The organism is Leisingera sp. M658, from assembly GCF_025144145.1.
GTDB lineage: Bacteria > Pseudomonadota > Alphaproteobacteria > Rhodobacterales > Rhodobacteraceae > Leisingera.
In genome coordinates, this window is sequence record NZ_CP083546.1 from 3,441,600 (window position 1) to 3,459,235 (window position 17,636).

Below are 17,636 nucleotides of genomic sequence, written 5' to 3' on the forward strand. Positions count from 1 at the left end.
TAAGCAACCTCTTGTAAAATTTAGTGCCCCCAACGCCCGATCCCGAGGGTGGGCGTTCGCGCCCGCCGTCACGCCGAAGGCGTGCCACCCACAGTCGGCGCACCTTTGGTGCGACTGGGCGGGTCGGGCGCGATGCACGGCTGCGCTGTGCAATTGGCTCCGCAAAACCACAAAAAATATATTAACACACTATTAATAAACAAAGTTTCGCAGCGAAACCCCTTTTCATTTACCCCCCCCGCGCTCCCCTCTGCCAAAACCGGACCCGAATATTTCTGCCCCCTGCGGTGTTCTCAGGGACACCCGCAAAAGGGCACCCGCGATGCATATGCTCAAGTACCTCCTGCTGGCCCTCTGCCTTAATCACCGCCCGTTACACCTGATACGGTTTGCCGCCGCGCTCTTGCCCGTCTCACCCCTTGGGGAGCGGACCGGAGGGCATCAGAACCCTGCGCGCGCCCCGGCTTTCCGCTCCTGTTTTCTGCGCCACTTGCGGCCAACAAAAAGGGCGGCCAATTGGCCGCCCCGTTCGTGCATATCACCGCACAAACTTCTTGTGCTTCAGGCGCTTGGGCTCCAGCGCGTCGGCTCCCAGACGGCGCTTCTTGTCTTCCTCGTAGTCCTCGAAGTTGCCTTCGAACCACTCCACATGCGCGTCGCCTTCAAACGCCAGCATATGGGTGCAGATCCGGTCGAGGAAGAAACGGTCGTGTGAGATCACCACAGCGCAGCCGGCGAAATCGACCAGTGCGTCTTCCAGTGCCCGCAGGGTTTCCACGTCCAGGTCGTTGGTCGGCTCGTCAAGCAGCAGCACGTTGCCGCCCTCTTTCAGCAGCCGCGCCATATGGACCCGGTTGCGTTCACCGCCCGACAGCAGGTTCAGCGGTTTCTGCTGATCGCCGCCTTTGAAATTGAACGAGGAGCAATAGGCGCGGGAATTGACCTGCGCATCGCCCAGTTCGATGATTTCAGAGCCGCCGGAAATCGCTTCCCAGACGGTTTCATTGTCTTTCAGGTCATCGCGCGACTGATCGACATAGGACAGCTTCACGGTGTCGCCATAGGTGACGGTGCCCGCGTCGGGCTGCTCCTGGCCGGTCAGCATGCGGAACAGGGTGGATTTACCGGCGCCGTTGGGGCCGATCACGCCGACAATGCCGCCAGGCGGCAGATCAAAGGACAGGCCTTCAACCAGCTGCTTGTCGCCGTAGTGTTTGGAGATGCCTTCGACGTCGATCACCTTGGACCCCAGACGCGGGCCGTTGGGAATGACGATCTGGGCGCGGGTCAGCTTTTCACGCTCGGACTGGCCGGCCAGATCGTTATAGGCGTTAATCCGTGCCTTGGATTTGGCTTGGCGCGCCTTGGCGCCCTGACGCATCCATTCCAACTCGCGCTCCAGCGTCTTCTGCTTGGATTTGTCTTCGCGCGCTTCCTGCTGCAGGCGCTTGGCCTTTTGCTCCAGCCATGCAGAGTAGTTGCCTTCGTAGGGAATGCCGCGGCCGCGGTCCAGCTCCAGGATCCAGCTGGTGATATCGTCCAGGAAATAGCGGTCGTGAGTGACGCAGAGGATGGTGCCCTTGTAGTCGATCAGGTGCTGCTGCAGCCAGGCGATGGTCTCGGCGTCCAGGTGGTTGGTCGGCTCATCGAGCAGCAGCATTTCCGGCGCTTCCAGCAACAGCTTGCACAGGGCTACACGGCGGCGTTCACCGCCCGACAGGTTGGCAATTTCGGCATCATCCGGCGGGCAGCGCAGCGCCTCCATCGAGATGTCGATCTGGCTGTCCAGATCCCAGAGGTTTTCCGCGTCAATGCTGTCTTGCAGCGTGGTCATCTCTTCCATCAGCTCGTCGGTGTAGTTCTCGGCCATTTCGACCGCGATCTGGTTGAAACGGTCGACCTTGTCCTTCTTGGCCTTGACGCCCAGCATGACATTTTCACGCACAGTCAGGCTCTCATCCAGCTTCGGCTCCTGCGGCAGATAGCCGACTTTGGCGCCCTCAGCCGCCCAGGCCTCGCCGGTGAAATCGGTATCAAGACCGGCCATGATTTTCATCAGGGTGGATTTACCGGCGCCATTGACGCCGACCACACCGATTTTCACGCCGGGCAGGAAGGACAGGTGAATGTTTTCAAAGCATTTCTTGCCACCGGGGTAGGTCTTGGAGACACCCTGCATGTGGTAGACGTACTGATAGGCGGCCATGTGACTGCTCCATGATGGGGGAATTCTAGCTGGCTGGTGTGATAACGGATGGGCGGCGGCGGGGCAATGCGGGATAAATGCGGGATACAAGCGGTGCGTAATCCGGCGGCTGAACCGGTGGCGGCGGCTGCCCTCTTGCCCGACTCACCCCTCCTGCCCCACACTGGCGGGCACCGGAAACTTCGGGGCGCCCCGGCTTGCCGCTGGCTGCGCCCAGACCTGATGATGCCGCCCTTTCCAGGATCGCAAACCCACCGGCGGCATCCCAGACCTGCGCCACAGCGGCCGGGGGGCCTTTCCTAACACAGGAGGACCCTTTGATGATCGCCTCACGCCTGAAACATCATCTGGAGGCACAAGGCCTGCCGTTCGGCACGGTCCGCCATCCCTATACCGCCACGTCCGCCGAATGCGCCGAAAGCGCCCATGTGCCGGGGGACCATCTGGCAAAATCGGTGCTTATCCACATGGAGGAAGGCCCGGTGCTTGCCGTGGTGCCCTCCAACCAGACGGTTGATCTGCACGCGCTGCAATCGATGATGGACCGCCGCCTTGGCCTGGCGCCGGAATATGAGCTGAACCAGGTCTTTGACGATTGCGACCCTGGCGCTGCCCCCTGCGTGGGCCAGGCCTATCATGTGCCGACGATCATTGACGACAGCCTCAGCGGCCTGGACAAAGTCTGGTTCGAGGCCGGCGACCACAAGACATTGGTGGAAATGAAGGGGGATGATTTCGACACTCTGATGAAGGATGCCAAACACGGATCTTTCTGCATCGTGCATTAGCGCCTGCGACAATGGCTTGCCGCCCCCGCGTCACCGGGGCGGCGCCTGATGCGGGTCAGAAATCGAACAGATCTTCCAGAAAGTTCTTCTTTTTCTTCTTATAAGGCTTCTTGCCGTAGCGCGGATCATAATCGCCGCCCCGCTCGTCATAGCGCTGCTGCTGCTGCTGCGGTGAGGCCTGCGCTGGCTGTGCCGATCGCTCGATGATCTTGTCCAATTCGCCCCGGTCCAGCCACACACCGCGGCATTTCGGGCAATAATCAATCTCCACCCCGGCGCGGTCGCTCATGACCAGCTGGGTTCCGTCAATCGGGCACTGCATCTGCGTCTCCTTGCACAACTCCAGCGACTCAGGTGGGCAGCGCCGCAGCCCGGCACAAGACAACAGTGCCGTAAATTCGCGATATTTGCAGAATTCCGCCCATTCACACGGGGCTGACCCGTGGTAAGCTGGCCAAAAATCACAGCAAAAACCGCGGAGGCACACTTGAGCAGCAAAACCATTCAGGCCGGAGTCCTGACCCTGATCCTCGCCAGTACACCCGCCTTTGGCGGCGAAGGCGGCGGCGGCGGTGGCGGCAGCCGGGACAGCGGCGCAAGCAGCGGCGGCGGCGGCCAGCGCAGCGGGCTGAGCTCGCGGGCGACAAAAACCGTTGTCACGACGCTGACGCGCGGTTTTGACCGCTGCGGGACATTGCCCAAGGTCTACAAATACGACTGCTACCGCCACACCTATAAACTGGCGGTTCAGCAGCTGGGCGGCAACCATGCCTATGCCGAAGCAACCAAAGCGCTGGTCCTGGTGCAGGACACGCTGACCCAGGCGGTCAACAGCAATCTGGACCCGGCGCAAAAGCCCAAGCGCAAGGGGTTGAATCTGTACCGTGCGGTAATACCGGCTGCTGTGCCGCAGATCAAACGGCAGACCGAACGGGCGATGCAGCAGGCCGAAACCATCCTGCTGCGCTCGCCTGCGGACAAGCAGGTGCATTACGCCCGCATCGCCGAAGCGGTGAATTCCAACAAGGTTCTGCTGCGCTCAGCCATGCTGCCGGGGGCGGTGATCCGGCTGGCCTGGAGGCTGCTTAAGGCGGCGGTGCCGGTCTGACCGGGGCGGTGTCAGCGCACCACATGCACTGCACATGCAGCGTGGCGCACCACATGGCCGGAGGTCGACCCCCACAACAGATCCTGCATTGACGGGCGGTGCGATGCAAGAATGATCAGATCCGGCTGGTTCTGCTCGGCCCAGTCCAGAATGGTGCGGCCGGAATGGCCCTCAACCAGTTCTCCGCGGGCATTGGGCAGGGTCTTGGCCAGCCCGTCCAGTTCTGCCTGCAGCGCGCTGCGGGTGCCGTCCATGAAATCTGCCGGAATGTAGGAAATCGCATAGGCCGGAACCTGTTCGATCACATGCAGCAGCGTCACGTTGGCCCCCGGGGCGGACAGCAGCCGCGCCACTTTCAGCGGCCCGGTCACATCCCGCTCGGGATCAAATGAAATCGGCACCAGGACATTGTGATACATAGCAAACCTCCATCGGTTGATGTTCCCGTCAATGATAGCCCTGCCGGTGGCATCCTGCCATGACCGGGGTCAAGGCAGGCGCCGTTTTGGGTGGGATTGGAAGACGCTAGGTGCCGAACACCTCGGCCACGTCATACATCACCGGCTCAAAACTGCGGCACAGTTCGTTGATCTTGCGGTTGCGCTCGCGCATTTCGGGACTGCGCAGCATTGCCATGAAATCCTCGCGGCGGCGCCATTGCGAGTAATTGGCGATACGGGTCTGCGCGTCATTCACATGCAGACCGGCCGCAACAAAGCCCGGCTGTTTCGAGATGAAGTCCGCATAGGCGTCCTGCAGCGCCTCCAAAAGGTCCTGGCAGGTCCCAGGCGTCATCTCAAATGTGGTGATAACGGTTTGGATATCAGCGGTTTTTGCTATTTTCGGCATTGGCCCCTCCGTTGAATTCCCCCAGCCTACGCCCGTTCGCGCATGAAGCGCACCACCTTTTTTGAGACGCCAATCATTTCGTGTAAAGTAAAAATTTAACACAACCTTAATCATAAACCGAAACTCTTACCGCAGTGTTCTGAGGGTTTTGGGATGAAACCTGTCTGTGCCGTTTGTCTTGCAATGACGCTGGCCCAGCCGGTGGCTGGCGGTGCATGGCTGGAGAAGCCAGGCAGGGGGTTTGCGTCTGCCAGCGCCACCTACCGGAAAACCGGGGATGAAGGCGCCCAAGAGACAAGCTATTATGGCGCATTTGGCGTTACCTCCAAGCTCACCCTTGGTATTGACCTGAACCAAAGCTCGGCTGGCTCCGGCCACGCGTTGATGTTTGCCCGATTGCCGCTACGCGCCGGCCCCCGTTTCCGGCTGGCGGTTGAGACAGGGGTCGGCGGCAATCATTATCAGGGTCTTTGGCAAATGATGCAAAAGACAACCCTGTCTTACGGGCGCAGTTTCGAGACCGGCCAAAGCACCGGCTGGCTGGCGGTCGATGCCGCGTACGAGCTGCGCAACAGCGGATTTGATGCGGCCTGGAAACTGGACGCCACCATCGGTCTGAATCGGCCCGGAAAAGTCGCACCAATGCTGCAGGTCGAGACATCCAAGCCGGGCGGCGGCCGGTTTTCCTATGCGCTGACCCCGGCCCTGCGCTATCCGCTGGATGGCAGCCGCGAGCTGATCCTGGGGCTGGAATACCGCAACACAGGCCGGCGCAGCCTTGGTCTGGAGCTGGGGGTGTGGCAAAAGTTCTGAAGCCTGTCACTGAAGCCAGAGAAACAGATGCCCGACCCGGTCCGCCCCGCAGATGACGATGCCCGCGCCATGGGTCAAAGCCTGATGGCAAGCGCCCGCTTTGCCGCCCTTGGCGTGCTGCTGGACGATGGCAGCCCGCTGGTCACACGGGTGGCTTTCGGACTGGATCCGCAAGGGGGTCCTGTCAGCCTGATCTCCGGCCTGGCGCTGCACACGGCTGCGCTGCGTCAGCGCCCGGCCTGCTCGCTGCTGGTGGGCGAGCCGGGGAACAAAGGCGATCCGCTTGCCCATCCGCGGCTGAGCCTGATGTGCCAAGCGTGTTTTGTCAGCCGCCAGGACCCGCAGCATGAGGTACTGGCCGCGCATTACCTGCGCCGCCAGCCCAAGGCCAAACTGTATCTGCAACTGGCTGATTTCACCTTTGTGCGGTTTGCCGTGACGGGGGCGCATCTGAATGGCGGCTTTGGCAAGGCCTTCCGCCTTGCCAAAGCCGATCTGCAACCGCCTGGCAGCACTGGCTAGCTGTCCATCCGCATGATCACCTGAACCTCGCCCTTGACCGCTTCGCCCCAGCGCAGCCGGATCTCGTCGTTGTCCGGCCCTTGCTCCGCTTCGGTATACGGCACAATGTAGCGGGTGCTGTTGCCGCCGCTCTTAAGCGCGCCCAGCGGCACCACGCTGTCGACATAGCGGGCAAACCCCTGGAACGGCAGCAACCCCTCAGCCCGCACCGGCCAGGAGGTTGAGGCCGAGGATTGATCATGCCGCACCCGCAGCGGATTGGCGGTTTGGGCGGTGACATTGTGATACATGTTGCCGCTGAAATCGACGTTTTTAGACCGGCTGAAATCCAGATCCGAAAAACTGGTATCCACGCGCTCCGCCCGGTCAATGCTGCCCTGAAGCGAGCGGAATTTATTGCCGGTGACAGAAAGCCCGTTCAGAAAATGGCCGCTGCCGTAGGGTTTGACGACGATGTAGCTGAACCACGGCGCGACATCGCCGGACAGGAACACATTGGCACTCACTGACAAGGCGCTGAACGAAAACCCGCCGGTGAAATCAGGTGTTGCGTCCCGCTCATTGGTCCATTCAATAAAGCAATTGTCGATGTAGTTGTCCGACACGGTTGAGGTGCAGTTGTTGGAGGCCAGCACCAGACCTGCTGTGCGCACGCCGTTGGCGATGCTGTCGCCCTGAAAGAAGTGATTTCCGGTTACCGTATTGTTGCCGCCCGCCAGCAGCGCGAAATGGCGGAACCTTGTGGCCCGGTTGCTGCGCAGCTTGGCGTCGTTGGAATTGACGTTAAGGCCGATGCTGACCCGGTCTGGAACGTCCAGCGGGTCCTCAGCTGACAGGAACTGGCAATTGTCGACCAGAATACCCTGGCAGCCGGTTCCGGCCGAAGTAATGCCTCGGTCTTTAGGGCGTGAAAAGAAACAGCTGTCGAACGAATTCACCGACCCGGCCGGCGCCAGCCGCACTGCGCTGCAGCGGGAATTGCACTGGAATTCGATGCCTTCCATGCCAAACTTGCTGAGCGAACTGAAGCCGCTGAAATCCACCAGGTATTTGAAGTCGCGGAAGGTGAACGTCTGGGTGCCTTCGGCATCATAAAGCGCTGCGCTGAGGGTCAGCTCTCCGGCGCCGGTGTTTTTGGATTTCACATAAATCTCGCGGCCCACTCCGGCGCCTTCGACCAGCGAGCCAACCGCGATATTCGCGATGTTCGCAACATTGGTCAGCTTCTTGGAGTCCGAGGCACTGTAGGTTGCCTGCGAGGTCACCGTACCGGTGTCCCAGGCCGCATTGCTGGCGGCCTCCAATTGGCCGTTGCGGATCACCCGGCGGGTCGCATAAGAGCTTTTGTTCGGGACTGCCGCTTGCATGTCGATCGGCCCGGTGACGGTGATCTTGCGGCCCTTCAGATCCAGGGATTCGTGATCTGCGTTGTTGATCAGCGCCTGAAACGCCTTTTTGAACCCCAGCTCCTCATTGCCGAAGGCGGCGGCATAGGCAGGGAAATCGAAATTCTTTGTCAGCAACAGCATCTGACTGTCCGGCATGGAAACGGTGCCTTCGAACACGGCCTGGTGGTTCAGCGAAACGGTGCTGCTCAGGCGGAAATCCCCTGCGGGCACCAGGATACGCCGCCCGTCTGCTGCCGCGTCCGCCGCTTCAAAGGCCGCCGTGCAATCAAAGCTGCCATTGCCCACCGCGCCATAATCAGTGACGTCCACCAAGCTTAGCATATCCCGCACAAAGGCACTGGTGATGTCAGTGATCTCGATGTCGTCAATCCGCACCACACCGCCATTGGCGCCGGTCAGGTCGAGGCCGAAATGGCCGTAGGCCGCACTGCGCCCCCAGGGCATGTCCACGCCGCCGCGGCTGCCGCTGCCGACAATGCCGGTGACCTCCGCCACCTGGCCATAGGCGGTCAACGAAACCTGCGGCGCAGCCTCAGTCACGCCGCCGATATGGCTGCCGCCGCTGGCACCGGCCCAGCCTGCAACGCGGACCGCAGGCAGCGCGCCGCTCACTGCTTTGACACGGATCTTGATCTGCAGATAGCAGCCCGGTTGCAGCGGCGTCTGACCGATGAAGCGCAGCTTCTGGGTGTTCTCAGTCTTCTGCATCTCCAGGCAGCCGCCGAAATCAGCGTCCGCCGCCACAAAGACTGCATTGGCGGCGCCGTCATAGGTGTCTGATCCGGGGGTGCCGTCGCCGCTGGACCAGACGTCCAGACCACCCGCAAATGCTGGCGGCATCAGCTGCAAACCTTCGGTGATTGCCTTGTTCATGAGAATTCCTTTTCCTGCTGAGCATGTCGCGTTCAGGGAAAAGGATTTACAGATGCCGCGTTAAATTCCGCCCAGCGGTGCGTGCGCAGGCCTGGGCTCAGGCGCCTTCAGCGTGCCCGTTCAATAACTGTACCGCGTTGATTTTCCAACCACTTTCAAGATTAACCATTTGGTAATCCAAAAGGTGCACGCGGCCCTTTGTGTCAGTGATCATCACCCGCTGCCAATGGCTGCCTGCCACCTCGCGCAAGTCCAGATAGCGCACTTCGGCAGGCCGCCAGACCATCGGGTAGCCCTGGCGCACCATCTCGGCAAAGTGGTCCGGAGTGCCGAAAATGCGCCGGATCAACGGCGAAGCGTAGGAGAAGGCGGTTTCGGTATCATTGTTCAAGAAGGCAGAAATCTGAGAGCCGATCACGGCTGTGACCGGCTCCCTTTGAGCTATTGCCGGGAAGGCCAGAAGAAAAACACTTACCCCCGCAAACAGAACACTGCGCATCTGTCCCTCCCGGTCCGTTTGACTCCAGTTAGGGCAATGTGACGTGACGTCAAAAAGTTTTTTTTGATGGAGCTGACGCACAGGGCGGAACAAGGCCGCAGGCCGCCGCGCAGGGCTGAAAATGAAAAGGGCGCGGAAACCCGCGCCCTTGCTGATCGCTATTGCGCGAAAGTTTACGCCAGCTCGCCCGCCAGCGCCTGCTCGATCAGCGCGACGGTGTCCGCGACGCCGTAAAGCGCGATAAAGCCGCCGAAACGGGGGCCTTGGGAGGCACCCAGCAGCACCTCGTAGATCGCCGAGAACCAGGCGCGCAGCGGCTCAAAGCCGTGGATCTTGCCGATAGCAAAGACCACGGACTGCAGGAATTCCTCGTCCGCGAAATCGGCTTCGGGCAGCGGGTCGTCATTGCCGGCCAGCTCGTTCTTTTTGGCAATCGCCGCCAGCGCCGCCTCGGGCGATTTCAGCGCGTCTGCCAGATCCTGCAGCGCTGCGCGCTCCTGATCGGTGGGCAGGCGGAACACTTTGGAGGGTTTCACAAAGTCGTTGAAATAGGCCACGGCAAAACCCGCCGCCTGATCCATCGCCGGGTTGCTTTCCGGGGTCGCGTCGGGCGCGTACTTGTTGATGAAGCCCCACATCGTTGCCTTGTCCTCGGCGCTGGAGGCCGAAGCGAGGTTCAGCAGCATCGAGAACGGCACCACCATATCCGACTGCGGCACGTCACCGCCATGGATGTGCCAGACCGGGTTGTTCAGCTGGCCCTTCAGGTCCTGGGTGTGATAGGCGCGCAGCTGCTGGTGGTATTCGTCCACCGCCTTGGGGATCACGTCGAAATGCATCCGCTTGGCGGTTTTCGGCTTCAGATACATGAAGTACGCGAGGCTTTCAGTCGAGGCATAGGTCAGCCACTCATCAATCGAAATGCCGTTGCCGGACGTCTTGGAAATCTTCTGGCCGTTGGCATCCAGGAACAATTCATATGTGAAATGCTCCGGTGCGCGGTGGCCCAGCACCCGGCAGATGCCATCATAGATCGGCGTATTGGTGGAATGGTCCTTGCCGTACATTTCAAAATCGACTTCCAGCGCCGCCCAGCGGGCGCCGAAATCCGGCTTCCACTGCAGCTTCACATTGCCGCCGGTCACCGGCAGGGTCCATTCCTTGCCGTCTTCGTCGTCAAAGGTGACGGTGTAGGTCTCGGCGCAGACCTTTTTCATCGGCACGTACAGGACGCGGCCGGTTTCCGGGTGGATCGGCAGGAAGATCGAGTAGGTCTGGCGGCGCTCCTCGCGCAGGGACTTCAGCATGATCGCCATCACGTCGTCGTATTTGTCGACAGCACGTTTCAGCACCTCGTCGAACTGGCCGGATTTGTAGAATTCCTGCGCCGAATAAAACTCATACTCGAACCCGAAGGTATCAAGGAAGCGGCGCAGCATGGCGTTGTTGTGGTGGCCGAAACTCTCGTGGGTGCCAAAGGGATCCGGCACCGAGGTCAGCGGCTTTTGCAGATGCTCTTGCAGACTGTCAGCATTGGGCACATTGCCCGGCACCTTGCGCATCCCGTCCAGATCATCAGAGAAGCAGATCAGCTTGGCCGGGATATCCGAAATCAGTTCAAACGCGGTCTTGATCATGGTGGTGCGGGCGACCTCGCCGAAGGTGCCGATATGCGGCAGGCCCGAGGGGCCATAGCCGGTCTCGAACAGAACATAGCCCTTTTCCGGCGCGCCCTTGGCGTAACGTTTGAGAACCCGGCGGGCCTCTTCAAACGGCCAGGCTTTGCTCTTGAGAGCTTCTTCGCGCACATCAGACATTTGTGTTCTCCATCGGCGGCGTCGTTTCCGGTTTTCCAGGGGCCGCAAGATAAGTGCGGATGCCCCATGCATCCAGCCCTTTCCTCTATTGTGCTGATGCAGCATGAGTCAATAATCACTGGCCCGCCGAGACTGTCTTTTGCCGCAGCAGAGAGGATAAAACACCGCGCAGGCACAGCCTGTTGTTGAACCTCGCCGCCGGCCTACCTATCGTGGCCGGATCAATATTGCGCAAAGAAGGATTCCGTCCATGAGTGAGCAAACCCCGCACCCGATGTCCCCGCAGGACTGTCTGGTGGCGCTGATGGTGGCGGTTTCTGCCTCGGACGAGAACATCCGCACCGCCGAGCTGGTAAAGATCCAGTCCGCGGTCAACATGCTGCCGGTGTTCGCCGACTACGACATCGACCGGGTTACACGGGTTTCGCAGACAGTTCTGGACCTGTTTGAACAGGAAGACGGTCTGGCGGCGCTGTTCGGCCTCATTCGCGGCGATCTGCCGGAGCGGCTGTTTGAAACCGCTTATGCGCTGTCCTGCGATGTAGCGGCTGCGGACGGGATCCTGGGCGAGACCGAACTCGAGTTCCTGGCGGAGGTCCGCTATGAGCTGAACATCGACCGGCTGCATGCCGCGGCCATCGAACGCGGCGCACGGGCGCGGCACATGGTCTGAACGGTGGAAGGGGGCGCTGCCCCCGGCCTTGCGGCCTCCCCCGGGATATTTTCAGCAAGAAGAAGATCCCGGGGGAGGCCGGCGTGGCAGAAATTGCTGCCACTTTGCGGTTTTCCGGACTTTCCGCCTGCGAAGTATAAGCAGCCAAGCGCGGGCGCGGCTGGCTGCGCAGGGTCCTGCGGTATCAGCCTGTCCGCCTGGCCGCTGCGATCAAAGTGCCCAAGCTTTGCTTTTGCTGCCCTTGGGCACCGAAGTTTGCTGGATCAAGCCACGTCTGATAAGCGGATTCAAGCATGGGCCATTCGCCATCCAGCACTGAATGCCATGCGGTATCGCGGTTGCGGCCCTTATAGACAATGGCCTGGCGGAACAAACCATCATAGGTGAAACCGAAACGCTCTGCCGCGCGGCAGGACGGCGCATTCAGGGCGTCGCATTTCCATTCATAGCGGCGGTATCCCAGATCGTTGAACACCCGCGCCATCATCAGACACATCGCCTCGGTCGCCGCCCGCGTCTGCTGCAGCGGCGGGGCAAAAGTGATGCCGCCAACCTCAATCACGCCATGGGCAGGCTGAATGCGCATATAGCTGGCAATACCTTCGGCCTTGCCGCTGACGCCATTGATGACCGCGAAGTAGGGCTGCGCGTCCATGCCGCTGACTGTCTGGACCCAGGCGTGCAGATCCTTCTCTGCCGCAAACGGGCCATAAGGCACATAGGTCCAGATTGCATCGGTTCGGTCCTGCCGGAAAGCCGCGAACAGATCCACGGTGTGGCGGTCCGCGTTCAATGGCTCAACCCGGCAGTATTGCCCAGCCATGCCGGTGTGGCCGGGGTGCCGGGCCCCGCACCAATCCGGCAGCGGCGCGCCGATAGGCTGGCCATGTTCGTTGAAGTATCTGATCATGGCGGCATCCTTTTCTAAGCAGTTCCGCGGCGGCTTGCACCACCGCCCTGCGCAGGTTTGGCATGCCCCCGGACCGGAAAAAACGTCCAGATATTGGCAATATGCCCAGACCAATCCCGCCTGTCCCGGGCCCGGGTCAGCTGCCGTAGACCGCGCCCCATCGTTCGATCAGTTGTTGTTGCAGCTTCTTGGCGCGGCGGTTCCAGCCGCGCGCGCCCTTGGGGCGTTCGCGCTGTGCGCGGGGGATGCGGGCACGCGTTTTCTGGTCAGCAGTGAAAATGGCAAAGGCCAGTTCCGTCCCGTCCGCAGCGGTCATGAAACCGCCCAGGCCCGAGACAAAGTTCAGCGTGCCGGTCTTGGCCGCGACCTTGATCGGATGTCCCTTGACGATACCGCCCTTGGCATCGCGCATCCGGAAAGGTTTCAGAAGCGGTTTGAGCCGGCCTGCCCTGTAGGCCGCAACCAATGCACCGGTCAGATCCCCCGGCGTCATCCGCGACGCCTCGCCAAGGCCGGAATGATCCACCAGCCTGGTGCCGGACATGCCGTATTTTCCGGCTGCCCAGCGGTTCATTTCGGCGGCGGAGGCCTTGAGCGAAGCAGGCCGGCTGCCGCGTGCGGCGGTGGCGGACATGCCGATCATCTCGGCCATCAGGTTGTTGGAGTATTTCAGCATCGCCTTGAGCATTACATCCAGCGGCGGGCTGTGATGCCGGGCCAGCAGTTGCGACTGGGGCAGGGATTTGGCGGATTTTGCCTTGTCCAGCTTGATCCCGTTTGCCCGCGCCAAGGTGCGGAACACATCGCCGGCATAGGCCGCAGGGTTGCGGACCGGCAGCCAGCGCGATCCGCCCTTGCCCAGCGCCTTGCCGGCGACAGTCCAGTGATCGACGCCCGCTTTTTCGGCATAGGTATAGACCGGCCCCGAGCGCGAGGCGATTTTCATCTGCGCATTGACCACTTCGGGACGGTATTTCTCGGTCCTTGCATCCATGGTGATCGCCCAGCCGCCGCCGGACGCGCGTTTCCATTCGAAATGCACCCGGTTGAAGTTCAGCGCGATGCCGGACACGGCGGGGGAATAGCCGACATGGTCGGGCTGGCCCGGGTCGATGGTTTTGACCGCGGGAAGCGCGCCGTCCCAAACCAGGAATCTGCCCCGCACTTCGCGCACACCGGCGTTTTTCAATGCCTTGGCCAGCAGCGCCAAATGATCAGTATTGAGCATAGGGTCGCCGCCGCCGGCCAGGATCAGATCACCCTTGACGATGCCGCCCGCGACACCGCCGGTCGCCAGTATGCGGGTCTCGAACCGGTGGTCCGCGCCCAGCACATCCAACGCATACAGCGCGGTAAGCGCCTTGGCGACGCTGGCAGGCGGCAGGGCTTCGGCCTGGCCCGAGGATTCCAGCAGCTTGCCGGTTTTCACATCGGCCACCGCACAGACCGCCTGGCCCGGCAGATTGGCCCGCGCCAATAGCGCCTTGAGCCCGTCCGCTCCGGCCGCGAGAGAGCTGACACGGCGCGCCACGGGCCGCAGCGACACCGCCGGCGCATTGGCCAGCGCTGAGGAGCCCGCCAAAGCGGCAAGCCCGGAAAGGAGGAATGTCCGGCGTGAAGTCATGTTATTCATTTTTAGTGTCAGGACCTGCTCTTCTTCAATCCCGTTTCCACGGCAATCCGCCGCAGCATCCGGGGTTTTTCCCGGTGGGAAGTCCTGCTACCGCTGGCAGCATGTTGCAAGCAGTCATCCTTATGTTCGTGGCCATGTCAATGATCCCTGCGGGCGATCTGTGCGGGAAGCTGCTGACGGGCGGCGGGCTGGCCACACCGGCGTTTGTCGCCTGGTCGCGGTTTGCCATCGGCACCGCGCTGATCCTGCCGTTTGTGCCGCGCCGGGCCTATGCGCTGCTGGGCGATTGGCGGCTGTGGCTGCGGGCCGGACTGCTGACCGGCGGCATCTTTTCGATCCAGCTGGCGCTGGCGACCGAGCCGCTGGCCAATGTCTTTGCCGCCTTCTTTGTCGGTCCGGTAATCAGCTATGTGCTGTCGGTCCTGCTTTTGCGGGAACAGGCGACATTGTTGCGCAGCCTGCTGATGGGGCTGGGGTTCATCGGCGTGCTGATGGTGGTGCGGCCTGGCCTGGGAGGCTCCATCAACCTGCTGTGGGCGGTGCTGGCGGGATGTTTCTATGGCGGTTTCCTGACCAGTTCGCGCTGGCTGGCGCATTTGGGGTCGCCGTTGGAGCTGAGCCTGACCCAGCTGCTGCTTTCCGCCATCCTGTTGCTGCCCTTGGGCCTCGGCAGCCTGCCGGAGTTTTCGCCCTCGACCGCCGCACTGACGGTGGGCAGCGCGGCGTTTTCAATGACGGGCAATCTCTTGCTGCTGTTTGCCTATGGCCGGGTGCAGGCGGTGAAACTGGCGCCAATGGTCTACTTCCAGCTGGTCGCCGCTGTCAGCCTCGGATGGGCGGTGTTCAGCCAGCTGCCTGATGCCTGGACCTGGGCCGGGCTGGCTGTGGTGCTGTCTGCCGGTCTGGCCTCAGCTGTGCTCCGCCGCTGACCATTCGCCGCGGGCCCGGATTTCGGTTGAGCTGACATCCACCATCGGAACGTTGACAAAACACCAGGCCGGAGCCGCGGCCCGCGCCAGCAAATGGCTCTGGCAGCCTTTCAGCATCGCATGGCGGGCAAAGCGCGCTGCGGGGGAAAACCGCGCCGAGATCCGGTCGTTCGGCCGTGCCAGCACACCCACCGGCACAGTGTCCAGGATCTGCTGCCAGTCTTTCCAGCGATGGAAATGGGTCAGATTGTCGGCCCCCATCAGCCAGACAAAGCGCACGCCCGGATGGCGGCGGCGCAGGTGGCGCAGGGTCTGGGCGGTGTAGCGGGTGCCGAGATCCGCCTCGATGCCGCTGATGTGGATGCGCGGGTGCTGGATCAGGCCTTGAGACGCTGCAATCCGCCGCTGCAGGGCGGCCGGCTGGCGCGCTTTCAATGGGTTGCCCGGGGACACCAGCCAGAACAGGTGATCCAGTCCGAACCGCCGCAGTGCCGCATGGGAAATCGCCGCATGGCCGCGGTGCGGCGGATCAAAGGACCCTCCCAGAAGCCCGACGCTTTGGCCCGGGCGGATATGCGGCAGCTTGCAAACCATAACAGCCTTGATGCACATAATTTCCCGGGGAGATCAATCGGGTGAGGCACCACGGCTCTGATGATGCGGCGGCGCTTTACAGCCCGCGACCCCGCAACTGCCGCGGATCAAATGCTCTCTCGAACCGGTGGCCTTCGCAGTCTCACTCATTGCATCGTTGCTGGCTGCGGCGCGGGATATCCAGATTGCCGGACGCCGAGGGTGGCAAACCAAATCGGCAAAAGTTCAAGCGCGGCCCGATCGGCAGAAGCAAAGAGCAGCTTAGTTTGCGCTCAAAACTGTCCCAGCATCGGAGAACAGCCCAGTCCTCTTAGCCATCGGCCTGGCTGCAACTGTTACTTATTGGTCATGTGTCCTGAGCCTAAGGAACGGCCAGCAAACAGCCTGTTCGCAAGCGGCAACTTAAAGTTGCGCATCTATTGCTGAAATATCCAAAAGGTGTAATCTGGTAAAAAACCGGCCCGTATGCAGCGCGCAGCAGGGAATACCAGCGATCAGTAAGCAGGCTTTGGACCGCTTGCGCAGCAGCAGAAAGCTCCAAGGATGACATTTTCCAGACAAATGGACGCCTCCCAGCCACTCCGGGGCAATCGCATCCGGTACCTGACCCGCGGCACCGCAGCCCTGCTCGTTGGCGCCGGTTTTATTTTCGACCTGCTGACGCCGCTTGGGATTGCGGGCGGCCTTATCTACGTGACCGTTGTCCTGTGCGCTCTTTGGGATGACAACCTGAACACGGCTTACAAGTATGCCGCAGCTACCACTGTGCTAACGATTCTTGGCTATCTGCTGTTCCCGCGTATCGGGGTCAATGAATGGATCGTCCTGACCAACCGGGCGCTAACTGTATTGGCGCTTTGGGCCCTTGCCTTCATCGTTCGCCAACAGAAAGCTGCCCAGATTTCGCTGGAGCGTAAAAAGACTGAGCTTGCTGCCATTCAGGACAACACTGTCGAAGGGATGATAACCATCAGCACCGAAGGGACCATCCTGAGCTATAATCACGCCTGCAGGAAAATCTTCGGCTATGCCGCCGAAGACGCGATTGGCCGGAATATCAAATTTCTGATGCCGGAACACTACCGCTCTGAACATGATGGCTATCTCAGCAACTACCTTCGGACCCGGCAGAAGAAAATCATTGGCACGATCCGGGAGGTTCAGGGACAACGCAAAGACGGCAGTATCTTCCCGCTCGATTTGTCTGTCAGCGAAGTCCGGGTCGGCGGCCACCATCTGTTCAGCGGTATCGTCCGCGACATTTCCGAACAGAAGCGCGCTGAGGCGGAGCGGGAACAGTTCATCAGTGATCTGTCCCGTTCGAACCAGGATCTGGACGATTTCGCCTATGTGGCATCCCATGATCTGCGGGCGCCTTTGCGGGTTATCGGAAACGCCTCCAGCTGGCTGGAGGAGGATCTCGCCGACACCTTGGACGATGAGAGCCGGGAAAACCTGCAGCTTATCCGGTCCCGGGTTTCAAGGATGGAACAACTGCTGGACGACCTGCACGAATATTCCCGGGCCGGGCGCAGTACGGACGCCAGATACCAACAGTTGATGCCGGGTTCCGATCTGATGGAAGAGGTGCTTTTGCTGATTGATCAGCCAAAGGGGGTCACCATCAATACCGACCCCGGATTCGCCGCCATCCAGCTTCCCAACATGCCGTTAAAGCAAATTTTGGCCAACCTGATCTCCAATGCGATCAAACACAACGAAACCAGCACAGGCGTGGTTGACGTGCTGCTGGAAGACGACGGCGGCATGTATGCCATTACGGTCGCCGATGACGGTCCCGGTATTGATCCGCAGTTTCACGAGCAGATTTTCAAGATGTTTCAGACCCTGAAGTCGCGCGACGTGGTCGAAGGCAGCGGTATCGGCCTGGCGATCGTCAAGAAACACGTGGAAAATGCGGGCGGCAGAATATCTTTGCAGTCTTCGCCGGGCGAAGGCTGCGCATTCCGGTTCACCTGGCCCAAGACGGCCCGCCCTAGTCAAGGATAAGAA

17 protein-coding genes are annotated in these 17,636 nt (G+C 61.1%); 7 read left to right on the forward strand and 10 right to left on the reverse strand.

Going from position 1 to position 17,636, the window contains the following annotated elements:
• Positions 1-538 precede the first annotated feature (538 nt).
• The gene (gene ettA, locus K3724_RS16925; RefSeq protein ID WP_259987473.1) at positions 539-2,206 is read right to left on the reverse strand and encodes an energy-dependent translational throttle protein EttA; all 1,668 of its coding nucleotides are present in this window, start codon (positions 2,204-2,206) and stop codon (positions 539-541) included.
• A gap of 320 nt (positions 2,207-2,526) precedes the next feature.
• On the opposite strand from ettA, the gene K3724_RS16930 reads away from it, so the two are divergent.
• Positions 2,527-2,994, forward strand: a complete 468-nt coding sequence (locus K3724_RS16930) for an aminoacyl-tRNA deacylase (protein ID WP_259987475.1) — start codon at positions 2,527-2,529, stop codon at positions 2,992-2,994.
• A gap of 55 nt (positions 2,995-3,049) precedes the next feature.
• Here K3724_RS16930 and K3724_RS16935 read toward each other — a convergent pair whose 3' ends face one another.
• Positions 3,050-3,316 (reverse strand): zf-TFIIB domain-containing protein, encoded by a 267-nt coding sequence (locus tag K3724_RS16935; RefSeq protein WP_259987476.1) that lies wholly within the window; start codon positions 3,314-3,316, stop codon positions 3,050-3,052.
• A gap of 165 nt (positions 3,317-3,481) precedes the next feature.
• On the opposite strand from K3724_RS16935, the gene K3724_RS16940 reads away from it, so the two are divergent.
• On the forward strand, positions 3,482-4,102 hold the full coding sequence (locus K3724_RS16940; RefSeq protein ID WP_259987478.1) for a hypothetical protein: 621 nt from the start codon (positions 3,482-3,484) through the stop codon (positions 4,100-4,102).
• Positions 4,103-4,113: 11 nt separating this feature from the next.
• Here K3724_RS16940 and K3724_RS16945 read toward each other — a convergent pair whose 3' ends face one another.
• Together K3724_RS16945 and K3724_RS16950 are read right to left on the reverse strand one after the other, a co-directional pair.
• Complete coding sequence (locus tag K3724_RS16945; protein WP_134828926.1) at positions 4,114-4,521, reverse strand: universal stress protein; 408 nt, start codon at positions 4,519-4,521, stop codon at positions 4,114-4,116.
• Positions 4,522-4,627: 106 nt separating this feature from the next.
• Positions 4,628-4,951: an antibiotic biosynthesis monooxygenase gene (locus K3724_RS16950; protein ID WP_129369562.1), complete on the reverse strand. Its 324-nt coding sequence runs from the start codon at positions 4,949-4,951 to the stop codon at positions 4,628-4,630.
• A 183-nt stretch (positions 4,952-5,134) separates the two neighbouring features.
• On the opposite strand from K3724_RS16950, the gene K3724_RS16955 reads away from it, so the two are divergent.
• Positions 5,135-5,764 carry a hypothetical protein gene (locus K3724_RS16955; RefSeq protein ID WP_259987482.1) on the forward strand — a complete coding sequence of 210 codons (630 nt, stop codon included), beginning with the start codon at positions 5,135-5,137 and terminating at the stop codon, positions 5,762-5,764.
• Positions 5,765-5,791: 27 nt separating this feature from the next.
• Positions 5,792-6,286, forward strand: coding sequence for a HugZ family protein (locus K3724_RS16960; RefSeq protein WP_259987490.1), 495 nt, complete (start codon positions 5,792-5,794; stop codon positions 6,284-6,286).
• Here K3724_RS16960 and K3724_RS16965 read toward each other — a convergent pair.
• The 3 genes from K3724_RS16965 to K3724_RS16975 all read right to left on the reverse strand — a co-directional run bounded on the left by K3724_RS16965 (position 6,283) and on the right by K3724_RS16975 (position 10,884).
• Complete coding sequence (locus tag K3724_RS16965) at positions 6,283-8,568, reverse strand: glycosyl hydrolase family 28-related protein (RefSeq protein ID WP_259987492.1); 2,286 nt, start codon at positions 8,566-8,568, stop codon at positions 6,283-6,285. The genes K3724_RS16960 and K3724_RS16965 overlap by 4 nt on opposite strands.
• A gap of 97 nt (positions 8,569-8,665) precedes the next feature.
• Positions 8,666-9,067, reverse strand: a complete 402-nt coding sequence (locus K3724_RS16970) for a DUF4864 domain-containing protein (protein ID WP_259992669.1) — start codon at positions 9,065-9,067, stop codon at positions 8,666-8,668.
• A gap of 173 nt (positions 9,068-9,240) precedes the next feature.
• Positions 9,241-10,884, reverse strand: a complete 1,644-nt coding sequence (locus K3724_RS16975) for a lysine--tRNA ligase (protein WP_259987494.1) — start codon at positions 10,882-10,884, stop codon at positions 9,241-9,243.
• A 250-nt stretch (positions 10,885-11,134) separates the two neighbouring features.
• Here K3724_RS16975 and K3724_RS16980 point away from each other — a divergent pair, with 250 nt between their 5' ends.
• Positions 11,135-11,557, forward strand: coding sequence for a tellurite resistance TerB family protein (locus K3724_RS16980; protein ID WP_027257720.1), 423 nt, complete (start codon positions 11,135-11,137; stop codon positions 11,555-11,557).
• 184 nt (positions 11,558-11,741) lie between these two features.
• Here K3724_RS16980 and K3724_RS16985 read toward each other — a convergent pair whose 3' ends face one another.
• The gene (locus K3724_RS16985; RefSeq protein ID WP_259987497.1) at positions 11,742-12,467 is read right to left on the reverse strand and encodes a GNAT family N-acetyltransferase; all 726 of its coding nucleotides are present in this window, start codon (positions 12,465-12,467) and stop codon (positions 11,742-11,744) included.
• A 136-nt stretch (positions 12,468-12,603) separates the two neighbouring features.
• Positions 12,604-14,091 (reverse strand): D-alanyl-D-alanine carboxypeptidase/D-alanyl-D-alanine-endopeptidase, encoded by a 1,488-nt coding sequence (gene dacB, locus K3724_RS16990; protein WP_259992670.1) that lies wholly within the window; start codon positions 14,089-14,091, stop codon positions 12,604-12,606.
• Between the two features lie 131 nt (positions 14,092-14,222).
• Here dacB and K3724_RS16995 point away from each other — a divergent pair, with 131 nt between their 5' ends.
• Positions 14,223-15,029 carry a DMT family transporter gene (locus tag K3724_RS16995; RefSeq protein WP_259987499.1) on the forward strand — a complete coding sequence of 269 codons (807 nt, stop codon included), beginning with the start codon at positions 14,223-14,225 and terminating at the stop codon, positions 15,027-15,029.
• Here the strand turns inward: K3724_RS16995 and K3724_RS17000 are convergent.
• Positions 15,009-15,641, reverse strand: a complete 633-nt coding sequence (locus K3724_RS17000) for a nicotinate-nucleotide adenylyltransferase (RefSeq protein ID WP_259987501.1) — start codon at positions 15,639-15,641, stop codon at positions 15,009-15,011. The two genes, K3724_RS16995 and K3724_RS17000, sit on opposite strands and share 21 nt — an antisense overlap.
• A 525-nt stretch (positions 15,642-16,166) precedes the next feature.
• Between K3724_RS17000 and K3724_RS17010 the strand changes: the two genes are divergently transcribed.
• Positions 16,167-17,633: a PAS domain S-box protein gene (locus K3724_RS17010; RefSeq protein ID WP_259987503.1), complete on the forward strand. Its 1,467-nt coding sequence runs from the start codon at positions 16,167-16,169 to the stop codon at positions 17,631-17,633.
• The last annotated feature ends 3 nt before the right edge of the window (positions 17,634-17,636 follow it).

Coding starts and splice junctions, on each gene's coding strand:
- ettA (WP_259987473.1), bottom strand. CDS start 2,206: ATGGCCGCCTATCAGTACGTCTACCACATGCAGGGTGTCTCCAAGACC.
- K3724_RS16930 (WP_259987475.1), top strand. CDS start 2,527: ATGATCGCCTCACGCCTGAAACATCATCTGGAGGCACAAGGCCTGCCG.
- K3724_RS16935 (WP_259987476.1), bottom strand. CDS start 3,316: ATGCAGTGCCCGATTGACGGAACCCAGCTGGTCATGAGCGACCGCGCC.
- K3724_RS16945 (WP_134828926.1), bottom strand. CDS start 4,521: ATGTATCACAATGTCCTGGTGCCGATTTCATTTGATCCCGAGCGGGAT.
- K3724_RS16950 (WP_129369562.1), bottom strand. CDS start 4,951: ATGCCGAAAATAGCAAAAACCGCTGATATCCAAACCGTTATCACCACA.
- K3724_RS16955 (WP_259987482.1), top strand. CDS start 5,135: ATGACGCTGGCCCAGCCGGTGGCTGGCGGTGCATGGCTGGAGAAGCCA.
- K3724_RS16960 (WP_259987490.1), top strand. CDS start 5,792: ATGCCCGACCCGGTCCGCCCCGCAGATGACGATGCCCGCGCCATGGGT.
- K3724_RS16965 (WP_259987492.1), bottom strand. CDS start 8,568: ATGAACAAGGCAATCACCGAAGGTTTGCAGCTGATGCCGCCAGCATTT.
- K3724_RS16970 (WP_259992669.1), bottom strand. CDS start 9,067: ATGCGCAGTGTTCTGTTTGCGGGGGTAAGTGTTTTTCTTCTGGCCTTC.
- K3724_RS16975 (WP_259987494.1), bottom strand. CDS start 10,884: ATGTCTGATGTGCGCGAAGAAGCTCTCAAGAGCAAAGCCTGGCCGTTT.
- K3724_RS16980 (WP_027257720.1), top strand. CDS start 11,135: ATGAGTGAGCAAACCCCGCACCCGATGTCCCCGCAGGACTGTCTGGTG.
- K3724_RS16985 (WP_259987497.1), bottom strand. CDS start 12,467: ATGATCAGATACTTCAACGAACATGGCCAGCCTATCGGCGCGCCGCTG.
- dacB (WP_259992670.1), bottom strand. CDS start 14,091: ATGACTTCACGCCGGACATTCCTCCTTTCCGGGCTTGCCGCTTTGGCG.
- K3724_RS16995 (WP_259987499.1), top strand. CDS start 14,223: ATGTTCGTGGCCATGTCAATGATCCCTGCGGGCGATCTGTGCGGGAAG.
- K3724_RS17000 (WP_259987501.1), bottom strand. CDS start 15,641: ATGTGCATCAAGGCTGTTATGGTTTGCAAGCTGCCGCATATCCGCCCG.
- K3724_RS17010 (WP_259987503.1), top strand. CDS start 16,167: ATGACATTTTCCAGACAAATGGACGCCTCCCAGCCACTCCGGGGCAAT.